The 23,183-nt window shown below is 63.2% G+C and carries 29 protein-coding genes; 25 read left to right on the top strand and 4 right to left on the bottom strand.

Going from position 1 to position 23,183, the window contains the following annotated elements:
* The first annotated feature begins 3 nt into the window (after positions 1-3).
* From rpsC to V474_RS11065, 24 genes are all read left to right on the top strand, one after another.
* Positions 4-699 (top strand): 30S ribosomal protein S3, encoded by a 696-nt coding sequence (gene rpsC, locus V474_RS11180; RefSeq protein ID WP_043971101.1) that lies wholly within the window; start codon positions 4-6, stop codon positions 697-699.
* Positions 700-720: 21 nt separating this feature from the next.
* Positions 721-1,155, top strand: a complete 435-nt coding sequence (gene rplP / locus V474_RS11175; protein ID WP_043971098.1) for a 50S ribosomal protein L16 — start codon at positions 721-723, stop codon at positions 1,153-1,155.
* The gene (gene rpmC / locus V474_RS11170; protein ID WP_043971096.1) at positions 1,155-1,361 is read left to right on the top strand and encodes a 50S ribosomal protein L29; all 207 of its coding nucleotides are present in this window, start codon (positions 1,155-1,157) and stop codon (positions 1,359-1,361) included. The genes rplP and rpmC overlap by 1 nt, the downstream gene beginning before the upstream one ends.
* A gap of 12 nt (positions 1,362-1,373) precedes the next feature.
* The gene (rpsQ, locus tag V474_RS11165) at positions 1,374-1,643 is read left to right on the top strand and encodes a 30S ribosomal protein S17 (protein ID WP_043971094.1); all 270 of its coding nucleotides are present in this window, start codon (positions 1,374-1,376) and stop codon (positions 1,641-1,643) included.
* 194 nt (positions 1,644-1,837) lie between these two features.
* The gene (gene rplN, locus V474_RS11160; protein WP_043971092.1) at positions 1,838-2,206 is read left to right on the top strand and encodes a 50S ribosomal protein L14; all 369 of its coding nucleotides are present in this window, start codon (positions 1,838-1,840) and stop codon (positions 2,204-2,206) included.
* Positions 2,206-2,523, top strand: a complete 318-nt coding sequence (rplX, locus tag V474_RS11155) for a 50S ribosomal protein L24 (protein WP_043971090.1) — start codon at positions 2,206-2,208, stop codon at positions 2,521-2,523. The genes rplN and rplX overlap by 1 nt, the downstream gene beginning before the upstream one ends.
* The gene (gene rplE / locus V474_RS11150) at positions 2,516-3,097 is read left to right on the top strand and encodes a 50S ribosomal protein L5 (RefSeq protein WP_043971089.1); all 582 of its coding nucleotides are present in this window, start codon (positions 2,516-2,518) and stop codon (positions 3,095-3,097) included. Before rplX ends, rplE begins: the two co-directional genes overlap by 8 nt.
* 26 nt (positions 3,098-3,123) lie before the next feature.
* Positions 3,124-3,429 (top strand): 30S ribosomal protein S14, encoded by a 306-nt coding sequence (gene rpsN / locus V474_RS11145; RefSeq protein ID WP_043971087.1) that lies wholly within the window; start codon positions 3,124-3,126, stop codon positions 3,427-3,429.
* Between the two features lie 10 nt (positions 3,430-3,439).
* Positions 3,440-3,835 (top strand): 30S ribosomal protein S8, encoded by a 396-nt coding sequence (gene rpsH, locus V474_RS11140; protein WP_007682156.1) that lies wholly within the window; start codon positions 3,440-3,442, stop codon positions 3,833-3,835.
* Complete coding sequence (gene rplF / locus V474_RS11135; RefSeq protein WP_059151599.1) at positions 3,835-4,368, top strand: 50S ribosomal protein L6; 534 nt, start codon at positions 3,835-3,837, stop codon at positions 4,366-4,368. Before rpsH ends, rplF begins: the two co-directional genes overlap by 1 nt.
* Positions 4,368-4,706, top strand: coding sequence for a 50S ribosomal protein L18 (gene rplR / locus V474_RS11130; RefSeq protein ID WP_043971083.1), 339 nt, complete (start codon positions 4,368-4,370; stop codon positions 4,704-4,706). Before rplF ends, rplR begins: the two co-directional genes overlap by 1 nt.
* A gap of 2 nt (positions 4,707-4,708) precedes the next feature.
* Complete coding sequence (rpsE, locus tag V474_RS11125) at positions 4,709-5,452, top strand: 30S ribosomal protein S5 (protein WP_082699748.1); 744 nt, start codon at positions 4,709-4,711, stop codon at positions 5,450-5,452.
* 5 nt (positions 5,453-5,457) lie between these two features.
* Positions 5,458-5,634: a 50S ribosomal protein L30 gene (gene rpmD / locus V474_RS11120; protein WP_043971080.1), complete on the top strand. Its 177-nt coding sequence runs from the start codon at positions 5,458-5,460 to the stop codon at positions 5,632-5,634.
* A gap of 201 nt (positions 5,635-5,835) precedes the next feature.
* Entirely contained in the window at positions 5,836-7,035 is a 1,200-nt protein-coding gene (locus V474_RS11115; protein ID WP_059151598.1) for an ankyrin repeat domain-containing protein, read from the top strand.
* 125 nt (positions 7,036-7,160) lie between these two features.
* Complete coding sequence (rplO, locus tag V474_RS11110; protein WP_059151597.1) at positions 7,161-7,640, top strand: 50S ribosomal protein L15; 480 nt, start codon at positions 7,161-7,163, stop codon at positions 7,638-7,640.
* Positions 7,641-7,864: 224 nt separating this feature from the next.
* On the top strand, positions 7,865-9,232 hold the full coding sequence (gene secY / locus V474_RS11105) for a preprotein translocase subunit SecY (RefSeq protein ID WP_059151596.1): 1,368 nt from the start codon (positions 7,865-7,867) through the stop codon (positions 9,230-9,232).
* 65 nt (positions 9,233-9,297) lie between these two features.
* Complete coding sequence (locus V474_RS11100) at positions 9,298-9,945, top strand: adenylate kinase (protein WP_059151595.1); 648 nt, start codon at positions 9,298-9,300, stop codon at positions 9,943-9,945.
* A gap of 59 nt (positions 9,946-10,004) precedes the next feature.
* The gene (locus V474_RS11095) at positions 10,005-10,724 is read left to right on the top strand and encodes an SRPBCC family protein (protein ID WP_059151594.1); all 720 of its coding nucleotides are present in this window, start codon (positions 10,005-10,007) and stop codon (positions 10,722-10,724) included.
* A gap of 308 nt (positions 10,725-11,032) precedes the next feature.
* Complete coding sequence (gene rpsM / locus V474_RS11090; protein WP_043971067.1) at positions 11,033-11,401, top strand: 30S ribosomal protein S13; 369 nt, start codon at positions 11,033-11,035, stop codon at positions 11,399-11,401.
* A gap of 63 nt (positions 11,402-11,464) precedes the next feature.
* Complete coding sequence (gene rpsK, locus V474_RS11085; RefSeq protein ID WP_043971065.1) at positions 11,465-11,854, top strand: 30S ribosomal protein S11; 390 nt, start codon at positions 11,465-11,467, stop codon at positions 11,852-11,854.
* A 106-nt stretch (positions 11,855-11,960) separates the two neighbouring features.
* Complete coding sequence (locus tag V474_RS11080; RefSeq protein ID WP_043971063.1) at positions 11,961-13,028, top strand: DNA-directed RNA polymerase subunit alpha; 1,068 nt, start codon at positions 11,961-11,963, stop codon at positions 13,026-13,028.
* A 122-nt stretch (positions 13,029-13,150) separates the two neighbouring features.
* On the top strand, positions 13,151-13,573 hold the full coding sequence (rplQ, locus tag V474_RS11075) for a 50S ribosomal protein L17 (protein WP_059151593.1): 423 nt from the start codon (positions 13,151-13,153) through the stop codon (positions 13,571-13,573).
* A gap of 145 nt (positions 13,574-13,718) precedes the next feature.
* The gene (locus V474_RS11070) at positions 13,719-15,911 is read left to right on the top strand and encodes a prolyl oligopeptidase family serine peptidase (protein WP_059151592.1); all 2,193 of its coding nucleotides are present in this window, start codon (positions 13,719-13,721) and stop codon (positions 15,909-15,911) included.
* Between the two features lie 95 nt (positions 15,912-16,006).
* The gene (locus tag V474_RS11065) at positions 16,007-16,576 is read left to right on the top strand and encodes a hypothetical protein (RefSeq protein ID WP_201786028.1); all 570 of its coding nucleotides are present in this window, start codon (positions 16,007-16,009) and stop codon (positions 16,574-16,576) included.
* Positions 16,577-16,596: 20 nt separating this feature from the next.
* Here V474_RS11065 and V474_RS11060 read toward each other — a convergent pair whose 3' ends face one another.
* Positions 16,597-17,217 carry a trimeric intracellular cation channel family protein gene (locus V474_RS11060; protein ID WP_059151591.1) on the bottom strand — a complete coding sequence of 207 codons (621 nt, stop codon included), beginning with the start codon at positions 17,215-17,217 and terminating at the stop codon, positions 16,597-16,599.
* A 169-nt stretch (positions 17,218-17,386) separates the two neighbouring features.
* Between V474_RS11060 and V474_RS11055 the strand changes: the two genes are divergently transcribed.
* Positions 17,387-19,087, top strand: a complete 1,701-nt coding sequence (locus V474_RS11055) for a dipeptidyl-peptidase 3 family protein (protein WP_059151590.1) — start codon at positions 17,387-17,389, stop codon at positions 19,085-19,087.
* A 25-nt stretch (positions 19,088-19,112) separates the two neighbouring features.
* On the opposite strand, the gene V474_RS11050 is transcribed toward V474_RS11055, so the two are convergent.
* The 3 genes from V474_RS11050 to lpdA form a co-directional block, all read right to left on the bottom strand.
* Complete coding sequence (locus V474_RS11050) at positions 19,113-20,075, bottom strand: quinone oxidoreductase family protein (protein WP_059151589.1); 963 nt, start codon at positions 20,073-20,075, stop codon at positions 19,113-19,115.
* An 85-nt stretch (positions 20,076-20,160) separates the two neighbouring features.
* Positions 20,161-21,633: a DUF4403 family protein gene (locus tag V474_RS11045; RefSeq protein ID WP_236711195.1), complete on the bottom strand. Its 1,473-nt coding sequence runs from the start codon at positions 21,631-21,633 to the stop codon at positions 20,161-20,163.
* A gap of 129 nt (positions 21,634-21,762) precedes the next feature.
* Positions 21,763-23,160 carry a dihydrolipoyl dehydrogenase gene (gene lpdA, locus V474_RS11040; protein WP_059151588.1) on the bottom strand — a complete coding sequence of 466 codons (1,398 nt, stop codon included), beginning with the start codon at positions 23,158-23,160 and terminating at the stop codon, positions 21,763-21,765.
* Between the last annotated feature and the right edge of the window lie 23 nt (positions 23,161-23,183).

The raw sequence follows: 23,183 nt of genomic DNA, 5'->3' as shown, positions 1-23,183 counted from the left end.
TCCATGGGTCATAAGAGCAATCCGATCGGTCTGCGTCTGCAGATCAACCGCACCTGGGACAGCCGCTGGTATGCGGAAGGCCAGGACTACCGCCAGCTTCTTGAAGAAGACATCAAGATCCGCAAGTCCATCATGGCGACGCTGCCCCAGGCAGCTATCTCCAAGGTGGTGATCGAGCGTCCGGCCAAGCTGTGCCGCATCTCGATCTTCGCGGCTCGTCCCGGTGTCATCATCGGCAAGAAGGGTGCTGACATCGAAAAGCTGCGCAAGCAGCTTGCTTCGATGACCAAGAGCGAAGTGAAGCTGAACATCGTCGAAATCCGCAAGCCGGAAGTCGATGCAAGGCTCGTTGCTCAGGGTATCGCCGACCAGCTGATCCGCCGCGTGGCGTTCCGCCGGGCGATGAAGCGCGCGATGCAGTCTGCCATGCGTCTGGGTGCCGAAGGCATCAAGATCATGTGCGGCGGCCGTCTTGGCGGTGCCGAAATCGCCCGCGTCGAGCAGTACCGCGAAGGCCGCGTGCCGCTTCACACCCTGCGTGCGAACATCGATTATGCTGACGTCGAGGCGCTGACCGCCTACGGCATCATCGGCATCAAGGTGTGGGTCTTCAAGGGCGAAATCCTTGGTCACGACCCGATGGCGCAGGACCGACTGATGATGGAAGCTCAGACTTCCGGCGTCCGTCCGGCCCGCTGATCCTAGGATAGAGTTAGCACCATGCTGCAACCAAAAAAGCACAAGTTCCGCAAGGCCTTCAAGGGCCGGATCAAGGGCGACGCCAAGGGTGGCACCGACCTGAACTTCGGTTCCTACGGCCTCAAGGCCATGGAGCCCGAGCGGATCACCGCCCGCCAGATCGAAGCGGCTCGCCGCGCGATCACGCGTCACATCAAGCGCCAGGGTCGCCTCTGGATCCGCATCTTTCCGGATGTGCCGGTTTCCAAGAAGCCTGCCGAAGTCCGTCAGGGTAAGGGCAAGGGTGCGGTCGAATACTGGGCAGCCCGCGTCAAGCCGGGTCGCATTCTGTTCGAACTGGACGGCGTTGCCGGCCCGCTCGCTGCAGAAGCGTTCGAACGTGCTGCGATGAAGCTGCCGATCAAGACCAAGGTCGTTGCCCGTCTCGGCGACACGACCCACCTGGGAGGCGAATGATGGCCGCCAAGACCGAAGACTTTCGCGCCAAGAGCGACGACCAGCTGACCGCTGACCTCGTCGACCTCAAGCGCGAGCAGTTCAACCTGCGTTTCCAGGCCGCCACGAGCCAGCTCGAGCGTCCGGCACGCATCAAGGAAGTCCGTCGCGACATCGCCCGCATCAAGACGCTCCAGGCCGAGCGTTCTGGTTCGGCGAAGGCGTAAGGAGAAGCAACGATGCCCAAGCGTATTCTTAGCGGGACCGTCGTCTCCGACAAGACGGACAAGACCGTGACCGTGCTCGTCGAGCGCAAGGTGAAGCACCCCCTTTACGGGAAGATCATCCGCCGCTCGAAGAAGTACCACGCCCACGACGAGGACAACGCCTTCAAGACCGGCGAGAAAGTCCGGATCGAGGAGACGTCGCCCTACTCGAAGACCAAGACCTGGAAAGTTCTTGACCGTCTTCAGGCGAGCAAGGGTACGGCACTCGAAGCAGAGGTTTGATCCTCGGCTGAGACACGAAGCCGGAGCTTAGCGGCTCCGGCTTTGGCCTTGCCTGACGAGAGTTGACCTGAGCGGGTGAATGCGGCAAAGGGCCGCCTTCGCCCGTTGCGGGCGACTCGGGCCTCTTCGGGGGCCTGTATTTTTAGGAACTGCCGGACTGGTTCCGGCAAGCCAGTTGAGAAGGACCCGGATCGATGATCCAGATGCAATCCAATCTCGACGTCGCGGACAACAGCGGCGCAAAGCGCGTCCAGTGCATCAAGGTACTGGGTGGCTCCAAGCGTCGTTTCGCGGGCGTCGGCGACATCATCGTGGTGTCGATCAAGGAGGCGCAGCCGCGTGCTCGCGTCAAGAAGGGCGACGTTCACCGCGCCGTCATCGTGCGCACCCGCAAGGATGTGCGCCGTGGCGACGGAAGCGTGATCCGCTTCGACAGCAATGCTGCCGTGCTGATCAACAAGAACGAGGAGCCGATCGGCACTCGTATCTTCGGCCCCGTGGTCCGCGAACTTCGTGGCCGTGGCTTCATGAAGATCATCTCGCTCGCGCCGGAGGTGCTGTAATGGCTGCCGCTAAGATCAAGAAGGGCGACTCGGTCGTCGTTCTCTCGGGCAAGGACAAGGGTCGTACCGGTACGGTGCTCCAGGTTCAGCCCAAGGACGGCAAGGTCGTTGTCGAGGGCGTCAACGTCGCCACTCGTCACCGCAAGCCCACCCAGGCGAACCCTCAGGGTGGCATCGATCGCATCCCTGCGCCGATGCACATCTGCAAGGTCGCCGTTGCGGACAAGGACGGCAAGCCGACCCGCGTTCGTTTTGAAACCAAGGACGGCAAGAAGGTCCGCGTGGCCGTGAAGTCCGGGGAGACGATCGATGGCTGAGCAGTACATTCCGCGCCTGCGGACCAAGTTCGACGCCGAAATCGCGAAGGCGATGACCGAGAAGTTCGGTTACAAGAACGTGATGGAAATCCCGAAGATCGAAAAGATCACGCTCAACATGGGCGTCGGTGAGGCCAGCCAGGACAAGAAGAAGGTCCAGACTGCTGCCGCCGAGATGGAACTCATCGCCGGCCAGAAGCCCGTCATCACCAAGGCCCGTAAGTCGATCGCACAGTTCAAGCTGCGCGAAGGCATGCCGATCGGCTGCAAGGTGACGCTGCGCCGTGAGCGTATGTATGAATTCCTCGATCGTCTGGTGACCGTGGCGATGCCGCGCATCCGAGATTTTCGTGGTCTGAATCCGAAGTCGTTCGACGGCCGTGGCAACTATGCCATGGGCCTGAAGGAGCAGATCATCTTCCCGGAGATCAGCTACGACCGGATCGACAAGGTGCGTGGGATGGACATCATCGTCACCACCACCGCGAAGACCGACGACGAGGCGCGCGAGCTGCTGCGTCTGTTCGGTTTCCCGTTCCCGGCTGAAGAGTCGGAACAGAAGGAGGCGGCGTGAGCCGCTGAAGAAGAGAGCTTAAGTCCATGGCGAAACTGAGTTCCGTGAACAAGAATGAGCGTCGCAAGAAGCTCGTTAAGAAGTATGCAGGCAAGTATGCTGCCCTCAAGGCGGTTGCCGACGACCAGTCGCTCGAAGAAACCGAGCGCCTGATCGCCCGCCTGAAGCTGGCCGAGATCCCGCGTAACGCAAACCCCACCCGGGTTCGCAACCGTTGCGCAACGACCGGCCGTCCGCGCGGTTACTACCGCAAGTTCGGCCTTTGCCGCATCGAGCTGCGTGATCTTGCCAACAAGGGCATGATCCCCGGTGTGACGAAGTCGAGCTGGTAAGGGTTAGAAAATGGCATTGACCGATCCCCTGGGTGACATGCTCACCCGCATCCGCAACGGGCAGCAGGCGAAGAAGGACACCGTCCTTTCGCCCGCTTCGAAGCTTCGTGCGCGCGTCCTGGAAGTGCTTCAGCGCGAGGGCTACATCCGTGGCTTCTCCGACGATGCGACCGGCGCTCACCCGCAGCTGCGTATCGAGCTGAAGTACTTTGAAGGCGAACCCGCCATCAAGCACATTGCCCGTGTCTCCAAGCCTGGCCGCCGCGTCTATTCGGGTTCCAAGGAACTTCCGATCGTACGCAACGGTCTTGGCATCACCATCGTCTCGACGCCGCGCGGCGTGCTTTCGGATGCCGAAGCTCGCACCGCGAACGTCGGCGGCGAAGTGCTTGCGGAGGTCTTCTGATGAGCCGCATCGGTAAAAAGCCGGTTGCGATCCCGGGTGGTGTAACCGCCCAGATCGACAACGGCGTCCTCTCGGTGAAGGGGCCCAAGGGTACCCTGAACATGGGCCTGTCGAACCTCGTCGAGACTTCGGTCGAGGGCGAAACCATCGCGGTTACGCCCATCGGCAACTCGAAGTCGTCGCGCAGCCACTGGGGCCTTCAGCGCACCCTGGTTTCGAACCTGATCGAAGGCGTTGTCAACGGCTTCACCAAGGTCCTCGAGATCAAGGGCGTCGGCTACCGTGCCGCTTCGCAGGGCAAGACCCTGAAGCTGCAGCTGGGCTACTCGCACGATGTCGACATCGACGTGCCGGAAGGCATCGAGGTCAAGACCCCGGACAACACCACGGTCGAGATCTCTGGTATCGACAAGCAGAAGGTCGGCCAGCTTGCGGCCGAGATTCGTCGCTGGCGCAAGCCCGAGCCTTACAAGGGCAAGGGCATCCGTTACCGCGGCGAGTTCGTCTTCCGCAAGGAAGGGAAGAAGAAGTAATGGCAAAGCTGTCTCTCTTCGCGCGCCGTGCGCGCCGCGTCCGTACCGCGCTCAAGGCGCGTTCGGGTGGTCGTCCCCGTCTGTCGGTGCATCGCACCGGCCGCCACATCTACGCGCAGATCATCGACGATGCGCAGGGTCACACTGTCGCCGCAGCTAATACGCTCGGCGCCAAGGGCACTGACATCGACGCTGCTGTCCGCATTGGCAAGGAACTCGCCGAGGCGGCCGTCAAGGCTGGCATTACCTCGGTCGTGTTCGACCGCGGTGGCTTCCTGTACCACGGCCGCGTCAAGGCGCTGGCCGATGCCGCCCGCGAAGGCGGGCTGGAGTTCTGAACATGGCAGACGAAAACAACAACGAACAGCCGGTTTCGGCTGAAGCGCCCCAGGGCGCTGCACCGCAGGAAGCCCGTGAGGGTGGACGTGGTCGTGGCGGTCGTGGCCGTGGCGGCAACGACCGCGGCGGTAACGATCGTGGTGGCAACAACCGTGGCGGTCGTCGTGACGATCGCAACGGCCGTGGCCGCAGTGATGAAGATCAGGGCGAAGAACTGATCGAGAAGCTGGTCCACATCAACCGCGTGTCGAAGACGGTCAAGGGCGGTAAGCGCTTCGGCTTCGCGGCACTGGTTGTGGTCGGTGACGGCAAGGGTCGGGTTGGCTTTGGCCACTCGAAGGCTCGTGAAGTCCCCGAGGCGATCACCAAGGCGACTGCTTCTGCAAAGAAGAAGATGATCCGCGTCGCTCTGAAGGAGGGCCGTACCCTCCATCACGACGGCAAGGGCCACTTCGGCGCCGGCAACGTGAACGTCCGTTCGGCTCCTGCCGGTACGGGTATCATCGCCGGTGGTCCGATGCGCGCCGTGTTCGAGAGCCTGGGCGTCCATGACGTCGTCACCAAGTCGGTGGGCACCTCGAACCCGTACAACATGATCCGCGCCACTTTCGACGCGCTGTCCAACCAGACTTCGCCGAAGTCGGTTGCTCAGCGTCGTGGCAAGAAGGTCGCTGACCTTCTGGGCCGCGCCGGCGGTGTTTCCGAAGTGGAGGCCGAGGCCGCCGCTGAAGCCATCGTGGAGTAATCATCATGGCGAAGATCAAGATCAAGCAGATCGGTTCGCCGATCCGTCGCCCTGAAAGCCAGAAGAAGATCCTCATCGGTCTTGGCCTGGGCAAGATGAACCGTGTCGTGGAGCGTGAAGACACTCCCGAGGTTCTTGGCGCCATCGCCAAGCTGCCGCACATGGTGAAGATCGTCGACTGAACCTTCGGGTTCGGATGATGATACAGACAGGGCCTCGGTGGAAACACCGGGGCCTTTCTGCATGAGAGGCGCGGGCAGGGGCAGTATGACAACACTCTTCCCACTATCGCCCGCTGTGCTATTCGCCTCCGCTCCATCGCGACGACCCTTTGGAGGGCTGCGCGGACGTTCGTTTTTGTATTGGCCATTCGGGGACAAGTCTTGATCGGCAAGCGGCTTCTGGCAGTCTCGTTTCTGTGGCTGGGCGCCTTGGGTGCCACCGCCTGTTCGCAGCAGGACGCGGGGGATGACGTCATCGCCGGAGGCACTGCGCTGGCCAAGTGCAATGATGTGCGTTCCAACACAGATTTTTTGGAACGCCTGCGAAAAAGCGACGCCGCAGTTCGCAAAGCGCTGGGCAACGGGACCGCGAATGCCGTCGCTGAAGCGAATGACGCACTGGATGCGGGCGACTACCGACTTGCAGCGGCAACTACTGCCAAGGGGATAACCACGGAGCCTTATGGGGTGCAATGCCGGGTGATTGGCGGCCTGTCACCTTGGTCGGTGCGTGCATTGGCGTTCGTGGCTGACGATACTGCCAGGAGCGACAAGCAGATGCCGGACGACACGGTGACGGGATTTGGCCGGCGTTATAACGCGACGATGCTCGCCGATCCGCGCTACCCTTATGCCGATGTTTGCCGGGCCCTCGACAAGGCCGGCCCCGCTCAAACGATTTCCGACAATCCTGACATGGGCATCGTACAGCCGTATGGCTTCGCCGAACTGGGCGCCGCGCGCATGGCCTACGGTCTGGGGGCTGCCGCGAGGCGAGGGTCGGTCTACGACATCGGGGTGCTGGTCGAGCGCGACAAGCAGGATGTGAATGCGCCCGACATGTTCGGCCTGACGCCCTTGGCCTGGGCGGTTGCCTATCACCGATGGCCTGCGGCTGAGGCACTGTTGCAGGCGAAGGCGAGCCCGACAGGCGCGGTCTGCCAGTCGGTCATCGACCGCGAATCACCATTGCAGGTCGCCCGGCTCATGCGTTGGTATGCGATGATTCGGCTCATGCGTCCGTTGGTCACAGAGGATGAATTCGCCAGTTTGCGCCAGAAGCCGCGCTGGGATGATGCAAGTCTTTCGGAATTCAATCATGCGCTGACCGAACTCAAGGAACGCTATCAGCGTATTCTGAAGCGCCAGGACTTTGCACGCCACGACCTCAATTTCCAGGTGGACGAGCAGGGTAACACGACGGAATGCAAGATGGATCCGGCCTCGGTATCGCCGGGCTTCGACAAGGAATTGTGCGGCCTTGCGGTGGAGATCGTGCGCTGGACGCCGGCCCGCGATGCCTTTGGAACCCGCGTGCCGGAAAGTGCGAAGCTACTGGTGGGCTTCGGCGGAGGAAGCTGAGGGCGCGGACCGCGCTGCGGTAAGGCAGCCCCCCGACTTCAAATCAATACGTGACACGCGCGCCCGTTTCCTCTAACGGGCCCGACTTCCATCAAGCGCGACCAAAGCGAAAGCGAGTGCAGACCATGAAATTGAATGACATCCGCGACAACGCCGGCGCCCGTCACCGCCGCATCCGCGTCGGCCGTGGTATCGGCTCGGGCAAGGGCAAGACCGCGGGCCGCGGCCAGAAGGGCGCGAAGGCGCGTTCGGGCGTTTCGGTCAACGGCTTCGAGGGCGGCCAGATGCCGCTCCACATGCGTATCCCTAAGCGTGGCTTCTCGAACCGGAAGTTTGCCAAGGACTACGCAGAAGTGAACCTCGGCCTGATCCAGAAGGCGATCGACGCTGGTCAGCTCGACATTGCCGGCGTGGTTGACCACGCTGTGCTGAAGGCTGCCGGCATGGCACGCGGCGGCAAGGATGGCGTGCGCCTCCTCGCCAAGGGCGAACTGACGTCGAAGGTCACCTTCAACGTCGCGGGCGCCTCGGCCGGTGCCGTTGCTGCTGTTGAGAAGCTCGGCGGTTCGGTGATCCTTCCTGCCAAGGAAGAAGCTGCGGCCTGAGGCTGTTGCTAACGCACCAAAGCTAACGGAAGAGGGCGGGCGCCAAGCGCTTCGCCCTCTTTTGCTATGGAGCGCCATTCCGGCGCGCCGTGCATTTTGCGCGTCAAGGGCTTTCAGACATCTTCCGAATGTCTATATGGCCAGTTTCCTTCCAGGGTTCGACAAGGCAGGCCACAGCCGCTAAGGGCGAATCCAATTAGAACATTCGAGGCTTTCAGAACGTCATGGCTTCCCGCGCCGACAATATTGCCAGTACGCTGAGCCTGGCCAACTTCTCCAAGGCCACTGAGCTTAAGAAGCGTATCCTGTTCACCATTGGTGCGCTGATCGTGTTCCGCTTCCTGAGCTTCGTTCCGCTGCCGGGCGTGAACCCGCTGATCCTCGAATCGCTCTATAGCAAGACACAGGGCGGAATCCTCGACCTGTTCAACACCTTCTCGGGTGGCTCGCTTTCGCGCATGAGCCTCATCGCTCTTGGCGTGATGCCTTACATCACCGCCTCGATCGTGGTTCAGTTGGCCGCTTCGCTGCATCCAGCGCTCGTCGCGCTGAAGAAGGAAGGCGAGGCCGGACGCAAGAAGCTGAACCAGTACACACGCTACGGCACCGTCGGCCTCTGCGCGCTGCAGGGTTACTTCCTTGCCGTAAGCCTCGAAGCGTACGGCGCGTCGAGCGGTCTTGAGGCAGTCGTTGATCCGGGCATCATGTTCCGCATCGGCGCGGTCATCAGCCTTGTGGGCGGCACGATGTTCCTGCTGTGGCTGGGTGAGCAGATCACCTCGCGCGGTATCGGCAACGGAGTTTCGCTCATCATCATGGCGGGCATCGTCGCTCAGATGCCGACCTTCGCCAGCAACGTCGGTCAGGCCTACAGCGCAGGCGACACCGGCACCTTCCTGATCGTGGCGCTGATCGCGCTGCTGATCGCGATGATCCTGATGATCTGCTTCTGCGAGCGCGCAACCCGCCGCTTGCTGATCCAGTATCCCAAGCGTGCGACGCAGCGCGGCATGATGCAGGCTGACCGCAGCCACCTGCCGCTCAAGCTCAACACCGCAGGCGTGATCCCGCCGATCTTCGCCAGTTCACTGCTGCTGCTGCCGCTGACCATCACCCAGTTTGCCGGCAATACGCTGAGCCCGGATTCGACGATGGGTAAGGTCGTCGTCACGTTGAACCAGTACCTGGGTCACGGCAAGCCGCTCTACATGCTGCTATACGCGGCCGGAATCGTGTTCTTCTCGTTCTTTTACACGGCGGTCGTCTTCAATCCGGAAGAGACCTCGGACAACCTCAAGAAGAACGGCGGGTTCATCCCCGGTATCCGTCCGGGCAAGAACACCGCGACTTATCTCGACTACGTGCTCACCCGGATCACGGTGATCGGTGCGATCTATCTCACCATCGTCTGCACGGTGCCTGAGTACTTTCTGTCGATGACGGGCTTGCCGCTCCTGTTCATGGGTGGCACCAGTCTGTTGATCGTGGTCAACGTGACCGTGGATACGATTACGCAGATTCAGTCGCACTTGCTGGCACACCAGTATGGCGACCTTATCAAGAAGGCGAAGCTGAAGGGCCGCCTGCGCTGATGGCAGCCACAGGGGCGGCTGAATAAAGCGGGCGAAGACCGCATGGAACTTGAGGGGGTAAAGGCGTGAATATCATTCTTCTCGGACCGCCGGGGGCAGGCAAGGGCACACAGGCCCAGCGCCTGGTCGAGAAGCACGGCATGCGGCAGCTGTCGACCGGTGACATGCTTCGCGCTGCGGTCAAGGCGGGCACGCCAACCGGGCTTGAAGCCAAGGCTGTGATGGAGCGCGGCGAACTGGTTTCGGACGCAATCGTCTCCGCGCTTATCGGCGATGAACTCGATGCGATGGGCCCGGAAGCGGGCGCCATCTTCGATGGCTACCCGCGCACCGAGGCTCAGGCCGAATCGCTCGACTCGATCCTTGAAGCCCGCGATCGCAAACTCGATCATGTAATCGAGTTGGACGTGAACGAGGATGCGCTTGTCGAGCGCATTACCGGCCGTTTCACATGCGCAACCTGCGGCAAGGGCTACCACGACACGTTCGAGAAGCCCCACGTGGAAGGCACCTGCGACAAGTGCGGAGGCCATGAGTTCAAGCGCCGGCCCGACGACAATGCGGAGACCGTGCGTACACGCATGGCCGAGTACCGGGCCAAGACGGCGCCGATCCTGCCCGTCTACGAGGCGCGCGGTATCGTCAGCAAGGTCGACGGCATGGCTGACATGGACGACGTGACCGCAGCGATCGAGGCGATCCTCGCCAGGTAAGCGCAATCGCCCGGTTGCTGGCGGAATGGCCGGTACCTAGTGCAAGGGGCTGGTATCCGATGAAGCGTCTTGCAATCGCGCTTGCTCCAGTCATGGGTTTCGGCGCCGCGGCAGTGCCGTTGCCGGCGGCGGCCAGCGTTGCGCAGGTATCGCAAGCCGGCTTCGTAGTGCGCCATGTCATCGACGTGTCGGCTTCTGCTGAAGAGGCCTGGGCGGTCCTCATCAAGCCTTCGGTCTGGTGGGATTCGGATCACACCTGGTCGGGTGAAGCGGCCAACCTGTCGCTCGATGCGCGGGCAGGGGGCTGCTTCTGCGAAATCCTGCCCAACGCCTCATCGGCCAATGCGTCGCCGCGCGGCAGTGTCGAGCATATGAGGGTGATCTACATAGAGCGGCCGCGTGCTCTGCGCCTGTTGGGCGCGCTTGGCCCCATGCAAGCAGATGCGGCAAATGCCACTTTGACTATCCAGCTCAAGCCGGGTGCGAAGGGCGGCACTCAAGTGTTGCTAGAGTACGTCGTGGGCGGCTTTACGCGTACGCCCTTTGAAAAGCTCGCGCCGGGCGTCGATGCGATGGTGGGCCAGCAAGTCCGCCGTCTTGGTGAGAAGCTGGGCGGCGCCTTCGCGGCGGCGTTTCCGCCGGGACAACCGGAGGCTGCTACCGAACCGGCGGCGCCTATGGTTGAATCTGCGCCGGCCGATCCCGGGTCTGCGGCGGGTGGTGTTGTGCCGCTGGCGCAAGAGCCTCTGTCCGGTGATGGGACGATCGTCGGTCGCTGAAGGCGGCTGCGCATCACGCGCTTTGACTGGCCCTCTGATTTACGGTAAACACTACCCACAAGCGCGACAGGCCTACTGCCATTCGGCGGGCGGTCGCCGTCCCTCGGCGCTCCGGGCGTTGACAGCCTGAGCGAATCGTTCTAAGCGCCCCCTTCATTCGACAGCATACGGCAAGTCCGGCAAGGCCAAGAGCGCAGCGTTCCTAGAACCAGCGCGTTTTGCCAACCGGGCTTTTGCCATTTCTGCTCGGGTGTTCACAGCGTTGAGATAGGGGTCGCCTTCGATCCCTGTGGAGCAGGAGTTTTTAAGTGGCACGTATTGCCGGGGTCAATCTCCCCACCAACAAGCGCGTTATCATCGCGCTCACCTACATCCATGGTATCGGCCGCACCAAGGCCGTTCAGATCGCCGACAAGCTCGGCATCGACCATACCCGCCGCGTGCAGGACCTGTCGGACGCCGAAGTCCTGCAGATCCGCGAAACCCTGGATGCCGACCACACGGTCGAAGGTGATCTTCGTCGCGAAACCGCGATGAACATCAAGCGTCTCATGGATCTCGCCTGCTATCGTGGCCTGCGTCACCGCAAGGGCCTGCCGGTCCGTGGCCAGCGCACGCATACCAATGCGCGCACCCGCAAGGGTAAGGCCAAGGCTATCGCCGGCAAGAAGAAGTAAGCTGGGCGGGCCGCACTCCGGCCCCCGGTTTCCCCACGCGATATATCGACAGGAACTACGAACATGGCACGCGAACCCCAGCGCATTAAGCGCCGCGAGCGCAAGAACATCACGAGCGGCATTGCCCACGTGAACGCAAGCTTCAACAACACCATGGTGACCATCACCGACGCCCAGGGCAACGCGATTTCGTGGTCCTCGGCCGGCGCGATGGGCTTCAAGGGTAGCCGCAAGTCGACCCCGTACGCCGCTCAGGTGGCTGCGGACGACGCAGGCAAGAAGGCCGCCGAGCACGGCGTCCGCACCCTCGAAGTCGAAGTCAAGGGCCCGGGTTCGGGCCGTGAGAGCGCGCTGCGCGCTCTGGCTGCCGTGGGCTTCACCATTACCTCGATCCGTGACGTCACGCCGATTCCGCATAACGGCGTGCGTCCCTCCAAGCGCCGCCGCGTCTGATCGAGCTAATGCGGGCGACGACCGGTCGTCGCCCGTCTTCGGAACGTCCCGGGCCTCTCCACCAGGCATTTCGGGACGTAACCGCCATCACTCCCAGGGGAAGTCCATGACTGTCAACATCAAGAACTGGCAGGAACTCAAGAAGCCGAACAGCCTTGAGATCAAGCCGGGACCAGACCCCAAGCTGAAGGCGACGTTTGTTGCCGAACCTCTCGAGCGCGGTTTCGGCCTGACGCTCGGCAACGCGCTGCGCCGCGTGCTGCTCTCCTCGCTGCAGGGCGCCGCGATCACCTCGATCAAGATCGAGAACGTGCTTCACGAATTCTCGTCGCTCGCCGGCGTGCGCGAAGACGTCACGGACATCGTCCTCAACGTCAAGCAGATCGCACTCAAGATGCAGGGCGAAGGCCCCAAGCGTCTCCAGCTTTCCGCCACCGGCCCGGCCGCGGTGAAGGCTGGCGATATCGCCGTTTCGGGTGACATCGAGGTCATGAACAAGGACCTCGTGATCTGCCACCTCGATGAGGGCGCGACGCTGAACATGGAACTGACCGCCGACACCGGTAAGGGCTATGTCCCCGCCGTGTCGAACCGTCCTGTCGACGCGCCGATCGGTCTTATCCCGGTCGACTCGCTCTACTCGCCGGTGCGTCAGGTCAGCTACAAGGTCGACAATGCGCGCATTGGGCAGGAACTCGATTTCGACAAGCTGAACCTCACGGTCGAAACCGACGGCACCGTGACTCCGGAAGACGCCGTGGCTTACGCTGCGCGCATCCTTCAGGACCAGCTGGCGCTGTTCGTCCACTTCGAGGACATTGCTCCCGTCGGCCAGTCGCCGATGATCGGCATGGCCGCTGGTGGTACTTCGGCTTCGGAAGAGAGCGACACCAATCAGCTCAACCGCTACCTTCTCAAGAAGGTGGACGAGCTGGAACTGTCGGTCCGTTCGGCCAACTGCCTCAAGAACGACAACATCATCTACATCGGCGATCTGGTTCAGAAGACCGAAGCCGAGATGCTGCGCACGCCGAACTTCGGCCGCAAGTCGCTCAATGAGATCAAGGAAGTTCTCTCCTCGATGGGTCTGCGCCTCGGCATGGACATCCCGGGCTGGCCGCCCGAGAACATCGAAGAGATGGCCAAGAAGCTCGAACAAGAGCTTCTGGGTTAAGTCTTCAAGCATGATCCCGGCCTTGGTCGGGATCATGTTTTTCAGGGTATCGGCAGTCCCCCTCAAGCGGCTGCCAGGACCGGGCTACCTGATACGGGCCCCTTACGAACGGAGTATTGAAAATGCGTCATAAAATGGGCGGCCGCAAGCTGCAGCGCAAGTCCGGCCACCGCACGGCCCTGCTGCGCAACATGGCCGCTGCACTGATCAAGCACGAGCAGATCAAGACCACCACTCCGAAGGCAAAGGAACTGCGTCCTTACCTCGAGAAGCTGATCACGCTTGCCAAGAAGGGCGGTCTTTCGAACCGTCGTCTGGCGCACGCGCGCATCCTCGACGAGACGCAGGAAGCAAAGCTGTTCGAAGTTCTGGCGACGCGTTTCGCTGGCCGTGAAGGTGGCTATACCCGCATCATCAAGGCCGGCATCCGCGCTTCGGACGCTGCTCCGATGGCGATCATCGAACTGGTTGACCGCGACGTCACCGCCAAGGGTCAGGATTCTGGCCCGGTGAACGCCGATACCGAGGAATTCGCTGAGGCCTGAGCCCCAGCGGCCCTGACGGGTTAACAAAAAGCGGTTGCGAACCTTGGTTCGTGGCCGCTTTTTCGTTGTGGTGCGGCGCCTTTCCCATCCCCCCGCATATGCTAGAATAAAGAGCGAGAAACATGGGCCGGGAAGGATACGCAAGATGCATGGCCTGCGCGCGCTGATCGGTGGCTTGCTGCTTTGCACGGGTGTGCCCATCTGTGCTGAAACGATGCCAGAAATCAGTTATCCGCAGACCCGCCGCGACCCGGTCGTCGAAACCCTGTTCGGCGAGGACATCGCCGATCCCTACCGTTGGCTGGAGGCCGATGTGCGCGGCGCCCCCGAGGTGGCCGACTGGGTCGAGCGCGAGAACGCAGTGACGGAAGGCTACCTTGCCGCTCTGGCCCAGCGCGAGCGCTTCGCGAAGCGCATCCGCAGCTTTATGGACTACGAGCGCTTCGGGCTGCAGGTGAAGGCAGGCGGGCGCTATTTCTATACGCGCAATTCGGGGCTTCAGAACCAGGCCCAGTTGTTCGTCCGTAAGGGTCTGTCCGGCGAACCGCGCCTGCTGCTGGATCCGAATGCCTGGGCTGCTGACGGGGCAACCGCGCTGGATGCCTGGGAGCCGTCGCAGAAGGGCAACTACCTCCTTTATAGCGTGCAGGACGGCGGCAGCGACTGGCGTATCCTGAGAGTGCTTGACGTCAGGACCGGCGAGCCGCTGACCGATCAGGTCCGCTGGGCCAAGTTCACCGGGCTCGCCTGGGTGGGCGAGGAAGGGTTTCTGTATTCGCGCTTCCCGGTGCCGCAAGAGGGCGCGGCCTTCCAGGGCCTGAACTATGAGCAGGCCGTCTATTTTCACCGTCTCGGCACGCCGCAGGAGCGGGACGAACTGGTCTATGGGACGCCTGAGCATCCGCAGTACGGGCATGTTGCGGATGTGACGCAGGACGGACGTCTCGCGCTGATTACCAGCCACGTCGGCACCGATGCGCGCTACGAATTGCGGGTGATCGACCTTGCTCACCGCAAGCGCGATGGCTGGAACGCGGCTGCGCTGGTTACCGGCTTTACCGACGACTGGAAGCTGGTCGAAGGCGCCGGGCGGCGGCTGTGGTATGTGACGAACCGGAACGCGCCGCGCTACCGCCTCGTTTCGATCGATCTTGACGCGGCCAAGCCCGAGTGGACACAGGTCGTCGCGGAGCGCGAGGATATTCTCGAACGCGCAGGGATCGTCGGCGACCAGCTCGTGCTCAATTATATGCGCGACGCCGCCAGCCACGCCGAGATCCTGGCGCTCGACGGCAGCGCTGGGCGGACGCTGTCACTCAACGGCATCGGTACGGCATCGGGCTTCCGCGGGCGTCCAGGCGATCCAGAGACGTTCTACGCCTTCACCAGCTTCAACTGCCCGGCCTCGATCTACCGCATGGACCTGGCCACTGGTGTCACCGCGCCCTTCGCGCAGCCCAAGATGTGCTACGATCCGGGTGCCTACGTGGTAGAGCAACGGTTCTTCACCTCGAAGGACGGGACGAGGGTACCGATGTTCGTCGTGCGAAGCCGCGCCGTGGCGAAGGCCAAATTGCCGGTGCCAACGCTGCTTTACGGCTACGGCGGCTTCGATGTTTCGCTGACGCCTGGTTTCTCCTCTGCCCGCATGGCGTGGCTGGAAGCGGGCGGGGCCTTCGCGCTGGCGAACCTGCGCGGAGGCGGCGAGTACGGACGGGAGTGGCACGATGGCGGACGCGGCGCGAACAAGCAGAACGTGTTCGACGACTTCATCGCGGCAGGCGAATACCTTGTGAAGGAAGGCATCGCGAAGAAGGATGCGCTGGCGATCCAGGGTGGGTCCAACGGCGGGCTTCTGGTCGGCGCTGTGGTTAACCAGCGATCGGACCTGTTCGCCGCCGCGGTGGCGCAGGTCGGCGTCATGGACATGCTGCGCTTCGACCGCTTCACGGCCGGTCGCTATTGGGTGGACGACTATGGCCACCCCGACCGCGAGGCCGATTTCAAGGTGCTGCGCGCCTATTCTCCCTACCACAACATTCGTGAAGGGCAGGCTTATCCGGCGATCCTGGTCACAACCGCCGATACTGACGACCGCGTGGTACCGGGGCATTCCTTCAAGTATGCCGCGGCGCTGCAGCATGCCGACCTTGGCGACAAGCCGCGCCTTATCCGCATCGAAACGCGCGCCGGGCACGGATCGGGAAAGCCCACCGACAAGGCGATAGAAGAAGGCGCGGACATCCTTGCCTTCGTCGCTCAGTGGACCGGGCTGCGACTGCCGCCCGAAGCCACGATAGCCCATGCCGGAACCGAGGAGGGCGGCAACGCGCCATAAGCGGCAGGGCGGTTCAGCCGCGCGACAGCATGGGACGGGTATTTCCCTGACATAGGCGGCGCGAATAGTGCGCGCCGGGGCTTGGACATTCACCGATGCAGATTTTCCGTTCGCGTACCGCTGCCACGCTGGCCGCGCTTGCCATGGTTTCGATGACCGCGACTCCGGCTTTCGCGCGCGGCTACGACGACTGGGGCCGCCACCGTCACCACCGTGGCGGCGGGGTCGATGGCGGTAGCCTGCTCGCCGGTCTGCTGGTAGGCGGCGCTGCGGTCGCGATCGCCACGTCGGCGAGCAACAAGAAGTCCGCCGACACGCGCAGTGACGAGCCAGCGCCTTATCGCTACCCTGGCGGTCCCGTTGCGGGCGATCCGGGCTACGACGACAACGAGCCGGCCAGCACTGCCTACGGTTCGCGTGATTATCCGGCGGATTCGGACGCGGCACAGCGTCCGGTGCCCAGCAATTTCGATGCCGCTGTGGACGCCTGCTCGGCCGAACTTGAGCAGGGCGGCAAGCGTGTCGATTCGGTCGAGACCGTGCGCCGCATGGGTGAGCGCTACAGCGTCGAGGGCCGGCTCGAGGGCGGGAGTCCTTATGCCTGCAGCGTCGACGATACCGGCCATATACGCTCCGTCGCGGTCGATGGCCACGCGATGATCTGAACCGGCGTGGGCGGGGCGGCTCAGTCGTCCCCCCGGTGCGCTGGCAGGCCCAGCGACCAGTGGATGGCAGCGCCGCGCAAGGTAAAGCCGGCGGCCACGGCAAGAGACCAGGTTAGCGCCGGCGACAGCCCGAACACGATGCCCGCGCCGGCAAGGCACGCCGCCAGCGCCGCCGCCGTCACATAAAGTTCCGGGCGCATCAGGATCGAAGGCTGCCCGGCCAGCACATCGCGGATGATCCCGCCGATGCAGCCGGTGACTACTCCCATGAGGATCGCGGCCACTAGTGGCACGCCCCACGACAGCGCCTTGATCGTCCCGAACACCGAATAGACCGCCAGCCCCAGCGCATCCGCCCATTCCAGCAGCACCCCGTTCCACCAGCGCACCGGCGTGAACCACGCGACGAGCGCGACGATGATGCACACGGGCGCCACGAACGGGTCGTGTACCCAGAAAACCGGTGCGCCGATCAGCAGATCGCGCAGGGAGCCTCCGCCCACGCCGGTGATGAGCGCGAAGAAGGCCACAGTGACGAAGGTTTGCCGCAGCCGCGCCGCCGCCAGCGCGCCGGACAGGGCGAAGACGGCGATACCAAAGAGGTCGAGCGCAGGCGGCAGGGCAGGAGTGATCGGAGTCATTGCGGCCTCCTAACACGCGGTGCATGGGCTGGTCCTCCCGCAAATACGCTTCGGCCGCGGAACATGGTGAGCGCCGCTGTCCGCCAGACTGGCGGCGCACTTGCACGGCGCACGCATCGCACTAGGCTGTGCATCCCTTCTTGACCCGAGACATGCGACGGACTGCCCCATGATGAACTTCAAGCGCCTTTCCCCTGCCGTCCTGCTGATGGCGAGCGCGGCCTGTACGCACGCTCCCGGCGCAGTCGCCTCTGTCCCCGCCGCGCCTGTGGCAGAGGACGCTGCCGCACAGCGGGGCTACGATCTCGCCGCGCAGAAGGACAAACTGGCGACGATCCCGATGGAGGTCGACAGCGGTTTCCTCAGTGCCGAGGAGCGCGATGTCGTGAACCTGCTCATCAAGGCCTCCGACCTGATGAGCGAGATTTACCTGCGCCAGCGTTATGAGCAAAACCCGCAGGTGCAGCGCGCCGTCTCGATGAACCGCCGCGCCGACCGTGACCTTCTGGTAGAGATGTTCGCGCGCAACTTCGGTCCGTGGGACGAACTGGCCGATCTGCACCCGTTCTGGGGTACCGCGCCAATGCCCGAGGGCGCGGGCTTCTATCCGGTGGACCTGACGCGCGCCGATCTGGAAGCCTATGTCGCCGCTCATCCTGATCAGAAGGCCGCGCTGCTCAGCCCCTATACCGTCGTGCGGCGGCAGGGCGCCAAGCTGATCGCGGTACCGTATTCGGTTGAGTACCGGCAATGGCTGGAACCGGCGTCCAGGCTGCTGGAACAAGCCGCCGCGCGGACGAGCAATCCCAGCCTAAAGACGTTCCTTGGCCTGCGGGCCAAGGCATTCCTTTCCGATGATTACTATGAGAGCGAACTGGCGTGGATGGACCTGACGGGCACGCCGATCGAAGTCGCGATCGGGCCTTACGAGGTCTATACCGATCGCCTGATGGGCGCGAAAACCTCGTTTGAGAGCTTCGTCACGCTCAAGGATCCGGAGCAGTCCGCTGCGCTCGCGAAGTACAAGAAATACCTCAAGGACATGGAGGCGAACCTCCCGATCGAGGACAAGTACAAGAACTTCCAGCGCGGTTTCGAAAGCCCGATCGCAGTGGCAGAGCAGGTACGCGGCGGGGGCGACAACGTGCCCGGGCCGCAGACCATTGCTTTCAACCTGCCCAATGACGAGCGCGTGCGCGAGGCCAAGGGCGCCAAGAAGGTGATCCTCTCCAACGTGCTCGGCGCCAAGTTCGACCGCACCCTCCAGCCGATGGCGGCGCTGGTGCTCAAGGCCGACCAGGCGCGCTACGTCGCCAAGGACTACATGCAGTACGAGACACTGTTCCACGAACTGTCGCACAGCCTCGGGCCGGGCTCGATCGTCGTCAACGGCGAGAAGACCACGGTGGACAAGGCGCTGAAGGAACAGAACTCGGCGTTGGAAGAGGCCAAGGCCGATGTCGCCGGGGTGTGGAACATCCTGCTGATGATGCAGAAGGGAGAACTGCCTGTAGCCGAGCGCCCGCAGCTTTTCGCGACCTACTTCACCGGCATCTTCCGTGCGGTGCGCTTCGGCGCGGTCGAGGCGCATGGTAAGGGGGCGGCGCTGCAATATGCCTACCTGCGCGCGCATGGGGCCTTCGCGTATGATGCGGCGGCAAAGCGTTACGTGGTGGACAACGTGAAGATGGAAGCGGGGCTGAAGGCGCTGCTCCACGACATGCTGATGTTGCAGGCCACCGGCGACTATGAAGGCACTAAGGCGTTCATGGCGAAGTGGGCGAAGCTGGATGCAGAGGCCGCCGCTGCGATCGCAGGGATGGCAGCATTGCCGGTGGATATTCGCCCGGTCTATCCCGATACGCTCTAAGGGTGGGCGCCTCGGGAAACCACCTTCAGGGCCGCATCACCACCCGCCCGAATGGATGTTCCTCGGCAACGAAGCGGTGGGCCTCCACTACATCGGCCAGGGCGAACTCCCGCTCGATCGGCATCACCAGCGAGCCGGCATGGGCGCGGGCGAGCAAGTCTGCCAACAGTTCATGCACGCGCGGGGTATGCATGTCGCGGCCGAAGGAGATGCCGGTCACCTGCATGGCCTTGCGGATCATCTCGAAGAATCCGAAGGTAGGCAAGGTGCCCTCGGCCGCGCCGATCACCGCATAGCGGCCATGACCGCGCAGGGCTTCCACCAGCGCATCCTTGCCCTTTCCGCCCGCAAGATCGAGCACGAGATCGACGCCCTTGCCGCCTGTGATCTCCTTGCAGTGCGCGGAGATATCCTCTTGCCGGTAGTCGATGCCGTGGGTCAGTCCCAGCGGTGTGATCCGTGCGAGGCGCTGGGGGCTGGATGCGGTGCCGATCACGGTAGCGCCGGCCTGCGATGCCAGTTGCACGGCCGCCAGCCCGACGCCGCCTGCCGCGCCCTGTATCAGCACTGTCTCGCCCGACGACAAACCGCCATAGGTAAAAAGCGCGTCGTAGGCGGTTCCGAAAGCGATAGGCACCACCGCGGCGACATCGAGATCCATGCCCTCGGGCACCGGATAGGCGTACGTCTCTGGCACGGCGAACAGCGCGGCGTGGCTACCGCTCCAGTTGAAGCCGACCACGCGATCGCCTTTCCGGAAGCGTGTCACTTCTGCGCCTACCGCGACCACCATCCCGGCTGCCTGATAGCCGGGCACATGGGGCACGCGCGCCGGCGGCGTGTGAACCCTGTTGAGCAGATCGCCGCCTTCGAGCGAGATCACCTTGACCTGGATCAGCACCGTCTTCGGCCCGACCTCGGGATCGGGCAGGTCGCCGTGATGAAGCACCTCGGGGCCGCCGTTTTCGTTGTACCAGACTGCCTTCATTGCTCTCTCCCGGTTTTCGGTCGGAACCTTTGCAGGGCGGCGGCGGCAGCGCAAACTCGCCAATGAGTCAGCCCTGCGTCCTGGGCTATCTGTGTATGGTGATGGCAGCCGTGCCATCGGCCCAGACGGGCAGGTAAAGGCCTTGGCCCGCTGCCTTGATGCGGCCCGTTCGGGTGCGAGTGACTTTGGCATGGATCAGCAGGTCGCCTTCCCGTTTATCCTCGATCGCGTTGCCGATCTTGGCCAGGAGTTTGCCGTAGTCTTTCTCGAAATTCTGGGCGAGCGCAGCGGCTATCGTAGACGCCATGCCCGGGGCGTTGGCAAGGCGCAGGATAAGGTCGCCGCCGCGCATGTCGGTGGTGCCGCTGACGGCGAACTGTTCGAAGCTGATCTTGCGTGAATTTTCGGTGTTGGTCGGTAAGCCGGTCATCCACACGGTGCCCTTGGTCGCGCCGACCCGATCTGCGACGTCGCGCGCGGTGAATTCGATGCCCACGGCAATGCGCCCCCCGGTGGTGCCGTAGATCGTCGCCTTACGGAAATCGGCCTTGACCGGCCCGACGCCTGGCACTTCGAAGGCCCTGGCCGAGCGCTTGCGAAGCGCCTTCATCAGCACCGGTTCGAGTTCGCGGTAATCAGCGACTACGGGGATGAAAAAAGCCAGCCGGCCAGCTTCGGTTTTCAGTGGGCGCACCGGGGGCAGGGGCGAGGGCATGGGATCGGCAGGGCGCTTGCCGACGAAGGTTTCGGTCACAGCCTTGACGCCGAGCCGCAGCATCAACCTGTTGCCGTCGAGTTCGTAGCCGCCGTATTGCAATTCGGTGGGGCTGACGCGCATCCAGACCGGCGGGTTGTCGCGGTTGAGAGCCAGCGTGGTGAAGGCCGAGTTCCAGGCGCGTTCGACCTGGCGGCGGACCTCCAGCTTGCCAAGTTGGCCGGGCAGTTCGCGTTCGAGCCGGGCGATCACGGGGGCAAGTTTGCGGTCGGCCTGATCGGTGAAGTCGATGCGCTGGCCCATGAACTCCATGTGCGGAGCGTTGGTCCAGTCGTAGCGGATGTCTACGGTCCCGCGCGGGGCCCAATCCTGCGCCAACGTCAAGCGGATGACGGCATGGGCCATCGCGTCGGCAGTGGCAGTCTCGCGCTTGAGTACGCCGCCGATGTCCTCGGCGCGCAGGACTGCATGGAGAGGCATGTCGAGCACGATCTCGCGCCCCTTGCCGGCAAAGCGCAAGGGGCCGCGCCGGACTTCGCCGACGATGCGGCATTGGAGTCTGGGGGTCTTGATGGTGGCAATCCCCAGGTCCACGTTTTTCGATGAAACACAGGTCTGGTCGGGCTTATCGATGGTCCAGAGCGTGCGCGGTATATCGTCTTCCAGCGCGGCGGCCAGCTTGCCAAGGTCGGCAAGCACCGGGACGGTGATGAGCGAGGCCTGCGGATCGACCTTGATCGCATCATGCGCACGGGGAGGGGGGCTATCGTCGTGGGTGCGATTGCACGCGGAAAGGGCGAGGGTAGGCGCCAGAAGCAGCAATGCCGCGCGGTGGAACATCATTCGTGAAACGCCCCGTGAAACATGGTCGCGAGTAAATTCACGAACGGGGCAGGAGGTTCCACAAGCGGGACCAACGAAAAAAGGCCGACGTTTTCACGCCGGCCTTCTTGTCGATCTATCTTGAGCAGATCACATGTGGATCGGTTTGCCGGTCACCGCCATTGCCGCTTCCTTGATCGCCTCGGAATGCGTCGGGTGAGCATGGCAGGTGTAGGCGATGTCTTCGCTGGTAGCGCCGAATTCCATCGCCTGTGCGGCCTGCGCGATCATCGTGCCGGCCACCGAGGCAATGCACCATACGCCCAGAACGCGGTCGGTCTCGGCGTCGGCGATGACCTTGACGAAGCCGTCCGGCTCGTGGTTGGTCTTCGCGCGGGAGTTGGCCATCATCGGGAACTTGCCGACCTTGACCGCGCCGCGCTCCTTGGCGGCCTCTTCCGTCAGGCCTACGCCCGCGAACTCGGGCTGGGTGTAGACGACGCCGGGAATGACGTCGTGGTTCACGATGCCGGTGAGGCCGGCGATATTCTCCGCCACGGCGATGCCCTCGTCCTCGGCCTTGTGCGCGAGCATTGGGCCGGGGATCACGTCACCGATCGCCCAGACGCCGTCGACCTTGGTGCCGAAGTCGTGGTCGGTTTCGATCTGTGCGCGCTGATTCAGTTCGATGCCGATCTTGTCGAGGCCGAGGCCTTCGGTGTTGGGACGGCGGCCGATCGAGACCAGCACGACATCGGCTTCGATGACTTCGGCGTCACCGCCCTTGGCGGGCTCGACAGTGACCTTGGCGGTCTTGCCTTCCACGGTCACGCCAGTGACCTTGGTACCAAGCTTGAGCGTCATGCCCTGCTTTTTGAAGATCTTGGCAGCTTCCTTGCGGACGTCGCCGTCCATGCCCGGGAGGAGCTGGTCGAGGAATTCGACCACAATCACTTCCGCGCCAAGACGGCGCCAGACCGAACCCAGTTCCAAGCCGATCACGCCGCCGCCGATGACCACCATTTTCTTGGGGACGGAAGTCAGTTCGAGTGCGCCGGTGCTGTCCACCACAACGCCGCCGGCATTGTCGATCTCGACTCCGGGGAGCGGTGTGACCGAGGAGCCGGTGGCGATGACGATGTTCTTGGCAGTGACGGTCTTGCCGGCAACTTCGACGCTGTGGGCGTCCTTGAAGCTGGCATAGCCCTTCAGCCAGTCGACCTTGTTCTTCTTGAACAGGAACTCGATGCCGCCGGTCAGGCCCTTGACGGCGTCCTTGCGCTGACCCTGCATGGTGTCGAGATCCAGTTCGGGGGTCACCTTAATGCCCATCGCCGCCATGGCACCGTTCTTTGCCGCATCGAAGTATTCCGAAGCGTGAAGCAGGGCCTTGGAGGGAATGCAGCCCACGTTGAGGCAGGTTCCACCCAGTGTCTCGCGCCCTTCGGCGCAGGCGGTCTTGAGGCCCAGCTGCGCTGCGCGGATCGCCGCGACATAGCCGCCGGGGCCAGCACCGATGACAAGGACGTCGTAGTCGTAATCAGCCATGTTCAGGCCTCCGTACGCTCATG

The sequence above is a fragment of the Novosphingobium barchaimii LL02 genome, from assembly GCF_001046635.1.
In the GTDB taxonomy this organism is placed as follows: domain Bacteria; phylum Pseudomonadota; class Alphaproteobacteria; order Sphingomonadales; family Sphingomonadaceae; genus Novosphingobium; species Novosphingobium barchaimii.
Note: the sequence above shows the minus strand (reverse complement) of the source record. Positions and strands in the feature narration are given on the sequence as shown.